Annotated in this window: 13 protein-coding genes; 1 reads left to right on the top strand and 12 read right to left on the bottom strand. The window is 63.1% G+C overall.

Translation table 11 applies throughout. The features are described from left to right. Positions 1 to 65: 65 nt before the first annotated feature. The 12 genes from AC5P7A_RS06930 to AC5P7A_RS06875 all read right to left on the bottom strand — a co-directional run bounded on the left by AC5P7A_RS06930 (position 66) and on the right by AC5P7A_RS06875 (position 15340). The gene (locus AC5P7A_RS06930; protein ID WP_188239221.1) at positions 66 to 1427 is read right to left on the bottom strand and encodes a glucosyltransferase domain-containing protein; all 1362 of its coding nucleotides are present in this window, start codon (positions 1425 to 1427) and stop codon (positions 66 to 68) included. A gap of 366 nt (positions 1428 to 1793) precedes the next feature. Further along, positions 1794 to 3059 (bottom strand): glycosyltransferase, encoded by a 1266-nt coding sequence (locus AC5P7A_RS06925; protein WP_164167055.1) that lies wholly within the window; start codon positions 3057 to 3059, stop codon positions 1794 to 1796. After that, positions 3056 to 6610: a polysaccharide pyruvyl transferase family protein gene (locus tag AC5P7A_RS06920; protein ID WP_495219984.1), complete on the bottom strand. Its 3555-nt coding sequence runs from the start codon at positions 6608 to 6610 to the stop codon at positions 3056 to 3058. Before AC5P7A_RS06920 ends, AC5P7A_RS06925 begins: the two co-directional genes overlap by 4 nt. Continuing rightward, positions 6610 to 7902 (bottom strand): ABC transporter ATP-binding protein, encoded by a 1293-nt coding sequence (locus AC5P7A_RS06915; RefSeq protein ID WP_053494792.1) that lies wholly within the window; start codon positions 7900 to 7902, stop codon positions 6610 to 6612. The genes AC5P7A_RS06920 and AC5P7A_RS06915 overlap by 1 nt, the downstream gene beginning before the upstream one ends. Next, entirely contained in the window at positions 7902 to 9149 is a 1248-nt protein-coding gene (locus AC5P7A_RS06910) for a glycosyltransferase (protein ID WP_053494791.1), read from the bottom strand. The genes AC5P7A_RS06915 and AC5P7A_RS06910 overlap by 1 nt, the downstream gene beginning before the upstream one ends. After that, the gene (locus AC5P7A_RS06905; protein WP_069118025.1) at positions 9133 to 9738 is read right to left on the bottom strand and encodes an acyltransferase; all 606 of its coding nucleotides are present in this window, start codon (positions 9736 to 9738) and stop codon (positions 9133 to 9135) included. Before AC5P7A_RS06905 ends, AC5P7A_RS06910 begins: the two co-directional genes overlap by 17 nt. A 15-nt stretch (positions 9739 to 9753) precedes the next feature. Next, a complete protein-coding gene (locus AC5P7A_RS06900; protein ID WP_053494789.1) occupies positions 9754 to 10536 on the bottom strand; it encodes an ABC transporter permease in 783 nt (260 codons plus the stop codon). Between the two features lie 28 nt (positions 10537 to 10564). Further along, positions 10565 to 11737, bottom strand: a complete 1173-nt coding sequence (locus AC5P7A_RS06895) for a cystathionine gamma-synthase (protein ID WP_053494788.1) — start codon at positions 11735 to 11737, stop codon at positions 10565 to 10567. A 123-nt stretch (positions 11738 to 11860) separates the two neighbouring features. Continuing rightward, on the bottom strand, positions 11861 to 13231 hold the full coding sequence (locus tag AC5P7A_RS06890) for a pyridoxal-phosphate dependent enzyme (protein ID WP_014645842.1): 1371 nt from the start codon (positions 13229 to 13231) through the stop codon (positions 11861 to 11863). 301 nt (positions 13232 to 13532) lie between these two features. Continuing rightward, positions 13533 to 13769 (bottom strand): HP1242/YdcH family protein, encoded by a 237-nt coding sequence (locus tag AC5P7A_RS06885; protein ID WP_005407964.1) that lies wholly within the window; start codon positions 13767 to 13769, stop codon positions 13533 to 13535. 324 nt (positions 13770 to 14093) lie between these two features. Continuing rightward, on the bottom strand, positions 14094 to 14978 hold the full coding sequence (locus tag AC5P7A_RS06880; protein WP_080281838.1) for an OmpA family protein: 885 nt from the start codon (positions 14976 to 14978) through the stop codon (positions 14094 to 14096). Further along, positions 14975 to 15340 carry a DUF4398 domain-containing protein gene (locus AC5P7A_RS06875; protein ID WP_005415160.1) on the bottom strand — a complete coding sequence of 122 codons (366 nt, stop codon included), beginning with the start codon at positions 15338 to 15340 and terminating at the stop codon, positions 14975 to 14977. Before AC5P7A_RS06875 ends, AC5P7A_RS06880 begins: the two co-directional genes overlap by 4 nt. A 121-nt stretch (positions 15341 to 15461) precedes the next feature. On the opposite strand from AC5P7A_RS06875, the gene AC5P7A_RS06870 reads away from it, so the two are divergent. Continuing rightward, positions 15462 to 16589, top strand: coding sequence for a PilT/PilU family type 4a pilus ATPase (locus tag AC5P7A_RS06870; protein WP_049416904.1), 1128 nt, complete (start codon positions 15462 to 15464; stop codon positions 16587 to 16589). The last annotated feature ends 43 nt before the right edge of the window (positions 16590 to 16632 follow it).

The raw sequence follows: 16632 nt of genomic DNA, 5'->3' as shown, positions 1-16632 counted from the left end.
CGATGACCTCCTTGCACGGGAGCCGCTGCGATCTACGTCGGGCCGGACGCACTGGCGGCGCCTGATCAGTCATCGCTATAGACGATGACCGCGCCACCCTTTGCATCCTGGAAGAGCCTCAGTCGCCCTTCACCCAGCCCGGTTTCATTCACGGCGTCACCTTCCACCGCCATCGCGCACACTTCTGCCTCGTGCGTCCGGCAATCAACAAAACTCCTGGCCCCGGTAGCCACCACCACCGAATTCATCAAGTATTCGTTGTTGAAAGTGGCAGCTGGCTCTTTGCCACCCGGCATGCGGCCGGAAACCGCCAGTACTGAATACCGGTCTGCCGGCAATGGCAATAGCGTGTGGATCTTCTCAAACAGGAAGGAGGTCGTTTCCACCTGGGTCTGGAGGAACGTACGGGCCTGTGCCTGGAATCCAATACCGCCCGCCAGCAGGAGGAGGAATACGACCGCCCGTGAGATACGATTCCCGCCTCCAAGAAGGCCGAAAAACAGCGCCAGTCCAAGTACCAGCGCGATCAGGCTGCGCGTGGTAATTACTGGTGCCAACGGAATAGAGAATGCGTGGAACGCCGCAGCGACCATTGCGAGCGTCAACAGGATCTGGATTGAACCCTTCCGGCGAACGGCGAATGGAACGAGCAGCAGCACGGTTGCCAACAGCAACCAACCATCCAGGTTCGAGGCCTTGCCAATGGAAGCTACACACTTCCCGAATGATCCAATGACGTAGCTTACGTTCTGCCATAAAGAGGGAAGATCCTTGGCCGGATGTGGCGATCGCCAGTCATCCACCTGCGGACCGAAATGCCCTGCCAGCAGCAGCAGCATCATCGACATGACCAAAGCGCCGAGTACCGCCCCTCCCACCCAGCTGAGCGTGTGTTGCAACCACAACCTCCATCGATCTCGAGCACTCCGCTGTTCGGACGCGAATTCGCCGATGAACAGGAGCGGGACCAGGAAGTAGTAGCTCTGCATCGTCCCGAACAGAAGGATCCCGAGCGCCGCATAGACCGCAACCGGTGCTATCGCCACTCGCCGCGTGACCACCTCGGCCAGGATCAGGACTGCAACTGCCGAGAACGCAGTGGCCGGCCACATGCTTTGTTCCACGACTGGCGGAGAGATCGAAACGACGGCCGAAATGATCAGTGCCAGTGCAACCGACAGGCCTGCGCGGCGCGCAATGCGATAGACCAGCAAAAGATGTGCGGCGATATACGCGGCGAACCAAGCCGACGCGTCAATACTGACAAGCACATCCTTGAAGATGTAGTTCAGCCACCGGCCATCCTGCAACAGCTTCAGCTGGAAATAGTGGTTGTAGTGAACTTCATCGTGACCGAACACATGCAGATTCGATAGTTGGCTATAAGCGGATGCCACGAGCAGCATGGACAGAAGCGCAGCCACCATCTTGAATCCGCCATGGCTCGGGGCATCAGTGCACATCGAGTGCAGCTGCGACCGCGCCCGCCCAGCCAAGTTACTCCAATCCATATCTTCCCCTAACTCCAGATTCGCCCAACTGAATTTGACCGGCCTAGCATCATCCAGGCCGAGGTACCGATGGCGGTGAACGGGCCCAATCGGCTCTTTGACTGCCCTGAAGACGTCGTATCCCGTGCGGAATGCTACTCGACTGGATGATGGCCAAGCCAATCCTTTGTGAGCCAACGGCATGGTTGGGCAGGCCCGCGCGGCTACCTGCAGCCGATCCAGCGAGCGATAGGGCACATTGCCCCATGGACAGTCTCGTGCATCACAGGACTTCACTCCCGATCAGGAATGCAGCAGCAGGTGCCTGAGCCTTTGCACGAATTGACGATGGTCATAGTGTTCCGCCAGGAACAGGCGCGCCTTGGTAGACGCGGCTGACCAAGCCTGGTCGTCTTGATCCAGCGCCTGGATGGCAGCAGCAAACTTCGACGGGTCATCGGTAGTCGGCAGTATATCCTCGACTCCAGCCAGGCCCTGCGCGGCCGCACCGGTCAAGATGATTGGAACACCCTGCCCTATTGCCTCGATCACCTTCCCCTTGACCCCGCCGCCGAAACGCAACGGTGCGATGACCAGGCGCGTAGACGCGTAACAGCGCTCCAATGCAGCATCATCGATGCGACCGAGAATACGCACCGTGTCAGAGGCATGCTGGGGCACACGGTAGTTCTCCATACCGGAGCCCACCACGGTGAGGACCGGCGCCTGTCCCCCCCGCTGAAGCAAGGGCAGCACCTTGTGCAGAAACCAGTCCAGACCATCTGCGTTTGGTGCATGCGCCATGCTGCCAACGAACAGCAATCCCGATCTTTTGCCCGGGCCGGGCGTGTGCTGCATGGATCCTGCATCCACGGTCCACAGCGGGAACATCTCGCCGTTCCCGGCCAAGCCGCGATCAGCAAGGTAACGGTTCACTGTTTCAGCCTCATCTTTAGAGGGATACAGAACTACGTCGGCATTTCTCCACGCCCGCTGTTCCACCACTCTCATCAACAGACACTGCCAATGATCGGCAAGGGTGGCCTTGGACGTAGCACGCATCAACTGCAACCGCAGATAGTGGATGTCGTGCCCGTAATAGAGATGAGTACCGGCAATCGCCGCGCGCAGGACCGGTAGATACATGGCCGCGATCAGTGGGCGGCTTGACACCGACCCGATGAAACTTCCTCCGAACGTCGCCAACCATCCGTCCAGTGCCCCCGTTTCCCGTCGACTCAATGGGGTGATGCCTCTCCCTTCAAGGGCAGCTCTCCCAGCTGCGGAGGGCTCAATCGTTGCCGACCAGAAGACGACCTCCATGCCGGCATCGACCAACAGGTCAGCGAAGCATGAGATCGCGCGCGATCCCGCATCACGGTCAATCTCGGGAAAATCATGGTCCACGAGGAGCACCCGCGGGCGTTCCGTCGACGGAACCTCCGCGGGTGTTCCTGTGGACCGTGACATCGACCAGCGACCGTACAACCCAGGGCCGAACATCAGCATGGCTTCCAGCAGCCGTCGCTTGACCTTGCCCCACCCCATTGCCGTCTCTGCCTCGCTCAATGCCAGGACTTGAGGTCCACGAAGAACTCCGGATACCCCTTCCACTTGTCGCGGAAGTAGGCTGCGTTGCGGTTGAACAGCCGCTTGTAGCGCTCGCTGCCCTCGCTGGCACCGGTAGTCTGGTGCGGCTGGTGACGGACACCGGCCAGGTCACGGAACGCCACCGAATAACCAGCCTTCTTCACCTGGAAGCAGATGTCCGTGTCTTCGAAGCACGTAGGGTCGTAGAACACATCGAAGCCTTCCAGACGCTCGAACAGGTCACGGGCAATGAACATGCAGCTGGTCCCCAGGAAACCCACGTCATCGCGGTATCCCTTGATGCGGGCCTCGTTGTTCATGCCGCGATTGGGAAGGTAGTCGGAGATGGGTCCACCCAGGTCATCACGCGTGGCGTCGAACCATCCTGCATTCCAGCCGATGGTGCCGACACCGGGGTTGGCCGCCAGGATGTTCACGGCTTCACTGAAGCAGGACGGAGAGGTCAACCACTGGTCGGAGTCGAAGAACGCAATATAACGGCCGGTGGAATGCTTGACGCCCAGGTTGCGACCCGAGGAGCATCCATTCTCACTGTTGCGCACAAGCTTCACCTTGGCATGCCCTGCGTACAGCGATTCAACCAGTTCGGCGCCGCCATCGCTGGACTGGTTATCGACAACCACGATTTCCTGCAGCCATTCCCCGGCGTGCTCCAGCAACGTGCTCACGCAGCGCTCAATGATGCGGCGGTTGTTGTGGATCAGCACAACCACGCTTACCGACAGCGGATACTCCGGTTGCATCAACTGCTCGACATGGCCCAGCCAGGCGTGGCGGGCGATGAATGCGTAGTCTTCCGATGCAGTGGCGCCGGCCAGCTGTGCGGAAAGCTGCACGGCATCCACCCGATGCAGGTTGGGCGACGGTGCGAATGACGGCAGCGCATCGACAAACACCGGCTTCTCCAGCAGCAGCGCCGCCATTGACAGGTCGGCAAGGCGCGTGCGGTCCCCGGCCCCGCCGACGATGACAACCGCATGCGCGCCGGCGATCAGCGGAGCCATCTGCTGCGGCTGCCACGACCAATCGAGGGCACGTACCTGGCGGCTGTCGCGGCCATCCACGTTCATTCCCGTGACATGGAAAACGAGATCGGGGGACGCCTTCAGCGCGGCATCAAGCCAGGCGTCGCCGTCTCCGCCGAGGACAACGAACAGGACATGTTGTCGCCCGTCCTCATATGCCTGCGGCAGCCCATGACTGCGGTAGGAGTCGAAGATTTCATTGTCTCCAGCCGCGCCCAGGAAGCGCGACGGCAGGCCATCGACCTTCTGCTCCGGGGTTCCGGTGACAACGCGATCAGTAAGGACGCGCAGTTCCGCGGAGAGAGAATCCGCACCGAGTGCAGCGAGGTCGACGATCACTTCGGCACCGCGTTCACGTGCCGACCGGGCCAGGCCCAGCGCCTCCGGCGATGCATCGGCAAGCAGAACGCGAGTACCCTCGGCACGCACTTCCTGCAGCCAGGCGTGCGCATCGACAGCAAGACGCGCCGGCAGGCCGCTGCCGTCGTCCGGCCAGGCACTTCCATCCACCGCGGTGATGCGCACGAAGAAGCCGGCACGATCGCCCGCCTTCGCGAAGTGCATCGCCCGGTTGGGCCAGCCGTCGGTGGTCAACGTGTTGGCGATCACCAGCAGGCGTTCGCGGCGAACCGGTCGCACCATCGGCGGTGGCGGTTCCACCATCTGTTGCGTGGCAGCGGTCTGAGGAACACCCAGCGTCTTCATGCGTCGCGGGATCTGTTGCAGTGCGACCTTCAACCCGTGCCGCCTCCAGACCGAAGCCAACTTGAAGGGGGCGGCCAGCAGGCGCACTAGGTCGCGGCGAAGCAACTGCAGGAACCTACGCAGGCGACGCCAGAGATTCAGCGCATCTGCGGTCTCCTGACGGCTGCGCGCCAGCTCGGCCTGCACCTGTTCGATTTGCTGCAGCAGGATCGCAATGTAGACCTCCTTGTCATCAATATAGGCCTGCTTGCCAGCCAACTGCTGCTGGATCTGCTGCAGCATCTGCGCACTTTCCTCCTTGACCTGCTGCAGTGCCTGCGCACTTTCCTCCTTGATCTGCTCCAGTGCCTGCGCACTTTCCTGCCTGATCTGCTGCAATGCCTGCGCATTCTCCTGCAGCTGGCCTTGAGCCGCATCCAGGCGGACCATGTCTTCATTCATCTTCTTTTGCTTCTCGACAAGTTGCTGCGTCAGGTTTGTGTTCTGCGTCGTCTGCTCGGCAAGCTGATGGTCCCGGAACAGCAGTAGATCGTGGGCGCGTTGGCTCTGCTGCCGGGTCTGTTCAAGCTCGACCAGTGCCTGTTGCAACCACAGTGACAACCAGTCTGTGGAGGTTGCGTCGAAGCGAAGGGGCACCGGCGGCAGGGAGGAGCAGCCGTCGAGCAGCTGCAGGTGCGCGCTGGCGGACACTTCCAGGCTGTCCACCACCTGCGGATCCGGCCGCCAGGCTTCGGTGACCAGCGATTCGATCGCCTGCACGAAGCGCTCCGGGCCATCGTCGGTCGACAGCCTCAGAATCGACGGCATTCCAGCCATCGCATGGGCATGCGACAGCTTGTCGTCGTACTCAAGGCCTGCGGTGGGCTTCCCCGCCAGCAGGGCAAGGATACTGGCATGCAGGCGCATGGACAGCACCGCGTCAGCGCTGGCGATTGTCTGCCAGGTCGCATCCGTTGTTGCCGGTGCGATCAGTTCATCATTGCTGCGCCCGGGTAGCTGCTGGCGCAGCGATTCGATCAAGGGCAGGTCGGACGTCGCGCCACTGCCTTCGGTATGGGCCTGGAACGCCACCCATTGGATCCGCCATCCTGCAGGAACTGCAGTGCGCAACGCCTCCACCAGGGACGTTTTCCACTGCCCCTTGTCCCATTCACGCACCACCACCGCCAGTACCTTGCTCTGCGGCTGGCCTGCATCATGCGCAGCCTGTTGCGCCGGCAATGGGTGATAGCGGCGGAACAACCATCCCGGATCGGCGGCAACGAGGATATCCCGATCCACGCCGATCTGGCGCAGCAGTGCCTTGGATGATTCATCCCGGACGGATACGGCGGCCGCATGCTGGAACAACTCGCGCACCAGGGTGCGTGCGCCCTCTGAACTCAGCGGCCCAACCCCCTGCCCCCATACGATTGTCGGCACTCCCAGTTGCCGCGCGAGCAGCATCGGCCGTGCATAGCCGGAAATGTCGTTCGCATAAGGGAGGTACACCGCATCGAGGTTGAAGGGATGATGGTCCTGGAAGATGCCGCCGCCCCCCATCACCAGTACGTCGCAATGCATCAATGCACGAGCGATGTCCCCGACATTGGCAAACTGCACGGCATCCACACCATGCATGCGGCGGGTCAACGAGGGATCGATGCTGGCAACCACCGGCTCGCCGCCCAGTTCGCGGATGCGACGGACCAGCAGGTCCAGCAGCACCTCGTCGCCCACGTTGGGTGCCCCATAGAAACCCACGACCAGGGCCCTGAATACTGGCTTGGAGTGCGTCATCATGCAGTTCTCACTGGTGCGGTGAAGCGAGGGGCGGGAGCAAGCCAGCCATGACCGGAATGGGGCTGAGGCAATACATCCACATGGCCCGCGTAGGGCACGCGTGAGTGACGGTGGTACTCGCCCGTGTCGAGGTCACCGATGCCCAGTGCCAGCACATAGCGGTTGCCGGTGACATTCAACGTCAACTGCCAGTCGAAAACATAATCGCCCGGTTCCGTCGGCAGCGGCGAAAGGCTCATGTTCTGGGTGGTGCCAGCCCACAGGGCGATGTCATCCACGCTCTTCAACTGAATTCCATAGCAGGGCTGCTCGATACGCCGGCGTACATGGATGGCGACCTTCACCAGTACTTGTTCGCCATGGCCGAACGTCGTCCTTGGCTGCCCCTGCAGGTCGAGAATCTCCACGCCGGTGATTTCGCTTGCCGGCAATGCCGCAGCGTCTGCAGGCAGGCCATCGTCCTGCAAGCTGGCAAGGGCCTCGTCCGCATAGATCACGGCTCCGCCTTCTTCGTCCACCAGGTCGTCGGCATACTTCTTGACAACCTCGCGGCACGGTCCGTCCAGCACGACCCGTCCGCGACGCAGGTAGATGCCCCGGTCGCAGTATTCCAGCAGGGTATTGGTGGAGTGGGTAACCAGGATGATGCTGACGCCTTCAGACTGCATCTTGCGAATGCGGGTAAGGCACTTGGTCTGGAAGGCGGTGTCGCCCACTGCCAACGCTTCATCCACAACCAGGATATCGGGTGACACGTGGATCGCCACGGCGAACGCGAGCCGTACGAACATGCCCGAAGAGTAGGTCTTGACAGGCTGGTCGATGAATTCACCGATATCGGCGAATTTTTCAATTTCAGGCATGAGGCGGGTCATGTCCGCCGAACCCAGGCCGATGATGGCACCTGCCAGGTAGACGTTGTCGCGCCCGCTGAATTCCGGGTTGAAACCAGCGCCCAGTTCCAGCAGCGCCGATACCCGCCCGTTGACGGTCACGCTGCCGGTATTGGCCTGCAACGTACCGACCAGGATCTGCAGCAGCGTCGACTTGCCGCTGCCATTGCGGCCGATGATTCCAACAGTTTCGCCCGGCGCGATGTCGAAGTTGATGTCGTCCAACGCATGGAACACGCGCGCCGGCTGCGGCTGCATGCCCACCAGGCGCCGGAGCCGGTTTGCTGCCGGCTGCAACAGGCGCTGCGCCGGACGGTCGAAAATGCGGAAGACCTTGCCGACACCACGTACCGAAACCACCGGCGCAGCCGTCAACGGCGTATCTGCTGCCTGCATCACATCACCCCCGCATGCCGATAGGCGGCTCGCTTGGCGTCCAGGCTTGCCTGCTGTGAATACTCGCGCGCCATGAGATCCTGCCCTGCCGCCGACAGAGCTGCCAGTCGCGCTCGGTCCTGCGCGCATTCCAGCAATGTACGGGCAAACCCTTCTGCGTCATCACGCACCAGGATGTCCACGCCGTCGGTCGCGCCGATGCCCTCGCACCCCTTGCTGGTGCTGAGTACCGGGATGCCGGCAGACATCGCCTCGACGATCTTGACGCGGATGCCGCCGCCGGACAGCAGTGGCACCATCAGCAGATGCGCTTTGTCCAGCAGCGATTGCAGGTCGTCGACGAAGCCATGCACGAGAACGTTGCGCCCGTCATGCAATGCCTGCAGCGCCTCCGGAGGATTGCCGCCGCAGAAGTGCAGAACAATCTTCCGCTCCTGCAACTGGCCTGCCAGCAGCGGATGGATCTTCTCGGCAAACCAGGTCACCGCCTCCGCATTCGGGTACCAGCCAAAGCCTCCCATCCACAGTACGTGGAAGACATCATCCGGCTTGTCTTCAAAACGCGTGGTACCCAACGGAAAGTGCAGCGGCATGAGGTAGCGCGGGACCTTGTCGGTAACCCGCGACATGTCATGGCGAGAGATGAAGGTCATCGCCGAGAACCCGAAGGCATTGTCGATCTCGACAGCCTTCGCGGCTCGCCGGCTTCGGCTGGCAACCCATTCCATGAAACGCAGCTTCCATCCGGTCAGGCCTGCCGGCATCCAGAACGGAAAAATGTCAGCTTCGATGTTGTGGCTCAGCAGGATGCCCGGCACCTGTGGCAAGAATCGACGGAAGAACGCCAGATGGGTCGAGTTGACCTCGATCGCATCGATGCCCTGTTCCCGGACGATGCGACGTGCAGCCGCAACGGCACTGCGGCTGTAGTAGCTGGCATCGATGAAAGGCAGACCCTGCAGTGCCTGCCGCGCCATCGACAGGGCTCGCTGCACCTTGGGCAGCTCGAACGGCATCTTCGGACGAGGCTCGAGATGGACCGACCGGAACACTTTGTCGTAGAGCGCGCGATGCTGCTCGACTTTGCGTCGGTCGGCGTCGCCGCCGACGTAGCAGAACAGGTGGTAGTCGATCTCCTCGGCGAACGGCAGAACTGCGTTCACCGCATAGATGTCGCCCCCCGTCACCGCCGGCAGCGAAGGCGCCAGCATGAACACGAGGACTTGTTTCTTAACCTGCGGTTTCATCGAAGATATCCGAATCAAAATACGGTGAGAACCTGGTGAGGTACTGGATATCCCGGTTGCGTTCACCGATCTTTCGGGCGGGTACGCCACCCACCACCTCATACGGTGCCACGTCGCGTGCCACGACCGCACCCGCCGCAACCACGGCACCTTCGCCGATGGTCACGCCCGGCAACAAGGTGGCGCGGGCACCGATCCAGGCATGGTCCTGGATGGTGACCACGCCGCCAATCGCGGGAAAGGTCGGTGCGTTGTGGTCATGGTGCAGGCTGAGGATGCAGGTCTGGAAGGAAACATTGACGTTGTTTCCAACAACCACGCCTACCCGGCCATCCAGATACACCTCCCGGTTGATCACGCAGTTGTCACCGATGCTGACGTGCGCGCGCACCGGATAACCGGTGACGAACCAGCGCATGCTGACGTGCGTGTCCTTGCCGATCGCCACCTTGAGCACGCGGGTCAGATAGAACCGGCGAACACATTCGATCGGAAAGCGGGCAACGACATTGTTGCCGAGGTAGTACTTCAGCCCCATAAGCACATAGAAGAAACGCTGGCGAAGAAGCCATTGCTTCAGGCGACTCATCGTGCAAGCTCCTTCTTAAAGGACATCAGCGAATCCACACTTGGTGCGACGGAACCAGACCATTCCCAGCAGGCAGACCACAGACGCGGCAGCAAACTGCCCCGCCAGCTGCCACCAGTCCGGCAGCTGACCGAACACCGCGACGGCACGGGCCTGCTCGATGATCGTCGTAAGCGGATTGGCCAGGAAGAGCGGGCGGATGTACTCGGGAATCTTGGTGACCGGGAAGAACACTGGCGAAATGAACAGCAGGATCTGCGAGAAAACACCCACCACCTGGTTGACGTCCCTCAGGTAAACGCCCACAGACGCCAGTATCCAGCTGATGCCCAGCGCATACAGCACCAGGGGGACCATCACTACCAGAATCAACGGAAAAGTGACCGGAACACCGTTCCCGACGAACACCAGTGCAAGCGCCAGAACGCTCAGACTGATGAACCAATGGAACAGCGCCGATGAACAGGAAACGATCGGCAGAATGCCGATCGGGAACACGACCTTCTTGACGTAGTTGACGTTTCCCGTGATCAATCCCGGCGCGCGGTTGATGCATTCGGCGATGAATCCATGGAGGATCAGGCCGACGAACAACAGGATCGCAAAATCCGCCTGACGCTGTGGCTGATCGCCCCAGCGAACTTTCAGGATCACCGAGAAGAACAACGTGTATACGCTGAGCATCAACAGCGGATTGACGAAGGACCAGAACAAGCCGAGCACTGAGCCCTTGTAGCGGCCACTGACTTCACGCCGGGTGAGCTGGAAGATGAGACCAGCCAGATTCGAGGCACTCATGCGTCAGACACCATGGACAATCCGACGGTCACTGAAGTGCCCTCTCCAGATCCACCTGCAGATCCCCCAGCTCCTCCACGCCCACGCTCAGCCGCACCAGCGCATCGCTGATGCCCAGCTGTTCGCGGCGCGCGACCGGAATCGAGGCATGGGTCATCACCGCCGGATGGTTGACCAGGCTTTCAACACCGCCCAGCGACTCGGCCAGGGTGAACAGTTCGGTCTTCTCGCAGAAGCGCTTGGCCGCCTCGAACCCGCCCTTGAGCACGATCGAGACGATGCCGCCGTAGCCGGCCATCTGCTTGCCGGCCAGTTCATGCTGCGGGTGCGAGGCCAGGCCCGGGTAGATCACCTTCTCCACCGCCGGGTGCTTTTCCAGCCATTGGGCCAGCGCCAGCGCGTTGGCGCAGTGTGCCTTCATGCGCAGCGGCAGGGTCTTCAGGCCGCGCAGGGCCAGGAAGCTGTCGAAGGGGCCCTGCACGCCCCCCACCGAGTTCTGCAGGAAGGCCATCTGCTCGGCCAGTTCGGCGTTGTCGCCGACCACGACCATGCCACCGACCATGTCCGAGTGGCCATTGAGATACTTGGTGGCCGAATGCAGGACCAGGTCCGCACCCAGTTCCAGCGGACGCTGCAGCATCGGCGAGGCGAAGGTGTTGTCGACCACTACGATCAGGCCATGGCGCTTGGCGATGGCGGCGACCGCGGCGATGTCGACGATCTTCAGCATCGGGTTGGTCGGGGTCTCGATCCAGACCATCTTCGTCTTCGACGTGATGGAGGCTTCGAATGCCGCCAGATCGGTGAGGTCGACGAAGCTGAAGTCCAGCCCGGCGGTGCGGCGACGCACGCGCTCGAACAGGCGGAAGCTGCCGCCGTAGATGTCGTCCATCGCCACCACGTGGCTGCCAGCGTCGAGCAGCTCGATCACGGTCGAGCTGGCCGCCATGCCCGAAGCGAAGGCAAAGCCGCGGGTACCGCCTTCCAGCGAGGCCACGCAGCGTTCATAGGCGAACCGGGTCGGGTTGTGGGTACGCGAGTACTCGAAGCCCTGATGCTCGCCCGGGCTGGACTGGGCATAGGTCGAAGTGGCGTAGATCGGCGGCATCACCGCGCCGGTGCTGGGGTCGGGCGACTGGCCGCCGTGGATGGCCAGCGTGGCCAGGGCCAGCGCGCGGTCCGGGGAAGAAGCGTTGGACATGTCGTTTCCTGATTGGCGCCGATGACCGGCGCCGTCGAAGGAGCGGGAGTCTATCAGCGCGGCCTTAACGAGCTTTGACGCGGATAAACCGGGATTCAGCAGCGATCTGCGGCGATAAACGCCTTACTGAACGCGCCGACGCAGATAATTCAGCAGGTCGATGCGGGTGATCAGGCCGAGGAAGGCGTCGCCGTCCATCACGATCGCCACCTGGCCGCGGTCGAACACCGGCAGCAGGGCCTCGATCGGCGACTTCACGTCCAGCCGGTCCAGCTTGCTGACCATCGCGGTGGCCACGGTGTCGCGGAAGCGCGCCTCGTCGCCATAGACATGCAGCAGCACGTCGCTTTCGTCGACGATGCCGACCAGCTTCTCGCCGTCCATCACCGGCAGCTGCGAGACGTCGTACAGCTTCATGCGCTGGTAGGCGGTGGTCAGCAGGTCGTTCGGGCCGATCACCACGGTGTCGCGCTGGCCGTACGGGCGCAGGATCAGGTCGCGCAGGTCGCCGTGCTGCGGGCGCTGCAGGAAGCCGTTGTCCAGCATCCAGTAGTCGTTGTACATCTTCGACAGGTACTTGTTGCCGGTATCGCAGACCAGCACCAGCACCCTCTTCGGCGTGGTCTGCTCCTTGCAGTACTTCAGCGCCGCCGCCAGCAGGGTGCCGGTGGACGAACCGCCCAGGATGCCTTCCTTGCCCAGCAGCTCGCGCGCGGTGTGGAAGCTCTCGGCATCGCTGATCGCATAAGCCTTCTTGACGCGGCTGAAGTCGGAGATCGAGGGCAGGAAGTCCTCGCCGATGCCTTCCACCAGCCAGCTGCCCGACTTGTCGTTGAGCACGCCGTCGTTGATGTATTCGGCCAGGATCGAGCCGACCGGATCGGCCAGCACCAGCTCGGTCTTCGGCGACAGCTTGGCGAACGCGCGCGACAGGCCGGTCATGGTGCCGGAGCTGCCGCAGCCGAACACGATGGCGTCGAGGTCACCGCCCATCTGCTCGAGGATTTCCGGGCCGGTGCCGAACTCATGCGCGGCCGGGTTGTCCGGGTTGCCGAACTGGTTGATGAAGTAGGCGCCCGGGGTCTGCTCGGCGATGGTCTTGGCCAGGTCCTGGTAGTACTCCGGATGGCCCTTGGCGACGTCTGAACGGGTCAGGCGCACTTCAGCGCCCATCGCCTTCAGGTTGAAGATCTTCTCGCGGCTCATCTTGTCGGGAACGACGAGGATCAGCTTGTAGCCCTTCTGCTGTGCCACCAGCGCCAGGCCCAGGCCGGTGTTGCCGGCGGTACCTTCAACCAGGGTCGCGCCCGGCTTCAGGTCACCCCGCTGCTCCGCCGCCTCGATCATCGACAGGCCGATGCGATCCTTGATCGATCCGCCCGGGTTGGCGCTCTCCAGCTTCAGGTAGAGCTCGCAGACGCCGGTGTCCAGGCGCTGGGCCTTGACGATCGGGGTCTGGCCGATGAGTTCGAGGACGGAAGAATGGATGGGCATTCGGAGGACTTTCGATTCGCGCCACGCAGGGCCGGACCGATGATTATCCGACGGATGGCGCTGAATGTCAGGTCGGTGCAGGCATGCCGCCCGCCTGCCCCATGAAGGGATGCGGGCGGCCCCGGATCGACGAGGAGACCGGTACCGCCCGCATCGGTGAGTTGTGCCTGCTGGCCAAGGCACCACCGCCTGTGGTGCCTTGGCGCGGCCGCCTCATCGGCGGTGCCGCGATGCCGGGGCGGGGTCGCCCGGCGGGGCCATCGATGGCCGGGTCACGCCGTTCCGGGCGCGACGGGGTGCGTCAAAGCGTGGGGGACGTCGTTGGGAGCGGTGTTTCGTACATTCGCAGAAGGCGTTGCTTGGCCAGCAGCTTCTCACGCTTCATGCGACCCAGGGTGACATCATCGATCGGGAGTACACCCAACTCCGCGTCCATGCACTTCTTGTTCAACTTGCGGTGCTGGTCATGGAGTGCCCTGAACTCCGGATCACGCGCGCGACGGGCGTCGATCTCGCTCTGGGGCTGATCTTCAAACATGATGGACCTCCTTCGACAGATACACGAACGCCCCGGCCGCAAGGCACGGGGCGTTGTTCATGGAGGAGCGCCGGTCGATGGCCACCTGGACGCCTGCAACGACCTGCGGCACTGGCCTGCGCACGTCGATCTGCTGCGGTTCGCGCCCTGCTTGCATCGGCCCGGCCCTCCCATCGTCCGGTCCGCGGCATTGCGTCCCGGACGATTGACCCTACGCCTGCTCAAGGCGGGGTACAAGACCCCTGCGTCAAAAAGACCGAACCCCGCCGGGGCGGGGTTCAGGCTGAATGCTCATTGCAACGAAAAACAAACAATATCAATGCATTACGGGGCGATGATGACCTCGGCCGAACGGGCCCGGGTGGAGGCTGCCTTCTTGCCGCTGACCTGGATCCGGTTGCTGGCGACACCAGCCGCGACCAGGGCGTCGCGCAGCGCTTCGGCCCGCTTCTGACCCACGCCGTTGGCATTGTCGTAGGCCTCGATGCGCAGGCGGCCCTTCTTGCCGATGTTCAGGTACTCGGCCAGCGCCTTGGCCTGGTTGCGGGCCCCACCGGACAGGCTGGAGGCACCTGCAGCGAACGCGTCGCCATTGAAGGTGAAGACTTCGCCTCGCCCATCGAACTTCGAACCCGGCAGTTTCTGCCCGGAGACCAGCTCGGCCTCCTCACGGGCCAGCTTGGCGGCGTTCTGCTGGGCAGCGCTGAGCCGCTGCTGCTGCTTGCCGGCCACGCTGGTCAGGGCGTTTTCGGCGTCCTGGCGGGCCAGGGTTTCGGCCTCGGCGGCCTGGCGCAGGCGTTCGGCCTCCTCGGCCTGCATCTGCGCCTGCATGCGCAGCTGCTCGGCTTCCTGACGGGCGCGGGCAGCGTCGCGGCGGCTGGCCTCGATCAGCAGGTCGCTGCGGGTGCGCTCCAGGCGGTCGACCTCGCGCGCGGCCATCGCGGTGCGCACGGCCGTCTCGGCAATCTCCACCCGGCGCTCGGCCAGGTAGGTGGCCAGCTCCTGGTCACGGCGCTTGGCCTTGTCCAGGGTCGCGATGGCCTGCTGGGCCTGCATGCGCTCGAAGGCGCCCAGCTCAGCGGTATCCGGGTTGGCCTGGATGGCCATCAGGCGCTGGCTCAGCTGCGCCACCATCGGGTTGTCGGCGGCCACGGCCAGGGTCGGCAGCGCCAGCAGCGCGGCCAGGGTTGCGGCGGTCATCGGCTTCACCGGCGGTCCTCCCCGGTCGACAGCTGGCGTTGCAGCTGGTTGACCTCGTTGCGGCGCAGCTGCAGCTGCGCGGTGACGGTGGCTTCCTCGCTGCGGACGCGTGCCAGGTCGGCATCGGCGGCGGCGCGCAGGGCCATCGCCGGGGCGTTCTTCCGTTCGCGGCGGTCGCCGGCGGCGCGCTGGGCCTGCTCCAGCCCCTGCCGGGCCAGACCGATCAGGTCCGGGGCGTACTGGTCGGCGTCGGCCTGGGTGGCCTTGTCGACCGCCTGCCGGGCCTGCGCCAGTTCCAGGGCGGCGTCCTGCGCCCAGGCGGGGGCAGACAGTGCGAATGCAAACGCCATCACATACAGGCCATGGCGCATTCGTGCGAAGCTAAGTCGTTTCATTGGGGAGGCCGTACCGGTTGTCGGTTCGCGGCCATTGTCGTCAAGCCGACACCGTGCTGGCAACGGGCGTCGGCCGTTTCGTTGGGGAAAATTCGCAATGGATATCGGCTACTTCCTGAAGCTGATGACCGAAAAGAACGCTTCGGACATGTTTTTGACCACCGGGGCACCGGTCTACATCAAGATCGAGGGGAAGCTCTATCCGCTGGGCAACACCGGCCTGCCGCCGGGCATGGTCAAGAAAATCGCCTACTCGCTGATGGACGAAGGCCAGGTGCCGCAGTTCGAGCGCGAGCTGGAGCTCAACATGGCCATCGCCCTGCCCGATGCCGGGCGCTTCCGCGTCAACGTGTTCAAGCAGCGGGGCGAGGTCGGCATGGTCATCCGCGCCATCCGCAGCCGTATCCCGAGCATCGAGGAGCTGAACCTGCCGCAGGTGCTGAAGGACGTCATCATGACCCCGCGCGGGCTGGTGCTGGTGGTGGGGTCCACCGGTTCCGGCAAGTCCACCTCGCTGGCGTCGATGATCGACCACCGCAACAGCACCACCACCGGTCACATCCTCACCATCGAGGATCCGATCGAGTACCTGCACAAGCACAAGATGTCGATCGTCAACCAGCGCGAGGTCGGCCTGGACACCCACGCCTTCCACAACGCGCTGAAGAACGCGATGCGTGAAGCGCCGGACGTGATCCTGATCGGCGAAATCCTGGATGCGGAAACGATGGAGGCGGCGATCGCCTTCGCCGAGACCGGGCACCTGTGCCTGGCCACCCTGCACTCCAACAACGCCGACCAGACCATCGAGCGCATCCTCAACTTCTTCCCGGAAAGCGCGCACAAGAACGTGCTGATGAACCTGGCGCTGAACCTGCGTGCGGTGATCAGCCAGCGCCTGGTGAAGAACAAGGAGGGCCGACGCCTGCCGGCCACCGAGGTGCTGATCAACACGCCGATGATCCGCGACCTGCTGCGTCGCGGCCAGGTGCACGAAATCAAGGCCGCGATGGAAGCCTCGCTGGAAGAAGGCATGGAGAGCTTCGACCAGTGCCTGTTCCGGCTGGCCAAGGCCGGCACCATCGAGCAGGAGGAAGCGCTGCGCGCGGCCGACTCGCGCGATGGCCTGGCCCTGAAGTTCCGTTTGTCCGAAGGCAGCAGCGGCGAGCACGACCCGTACGCGGACTTCTCGGCAGGCGCACCCAGCATCACCCACGGCTTCTGACCCCACGAAAAAGGGGACGGAGGGGATTAAGTCGTAAGTGCAT

This window comes from Stenotrophomonas sp. YJH_SMC_65 (genome assembly GCF_059369475.1).
This window is presented reverse-complemented; position numbering and strand designations above follow the sequence as displayed.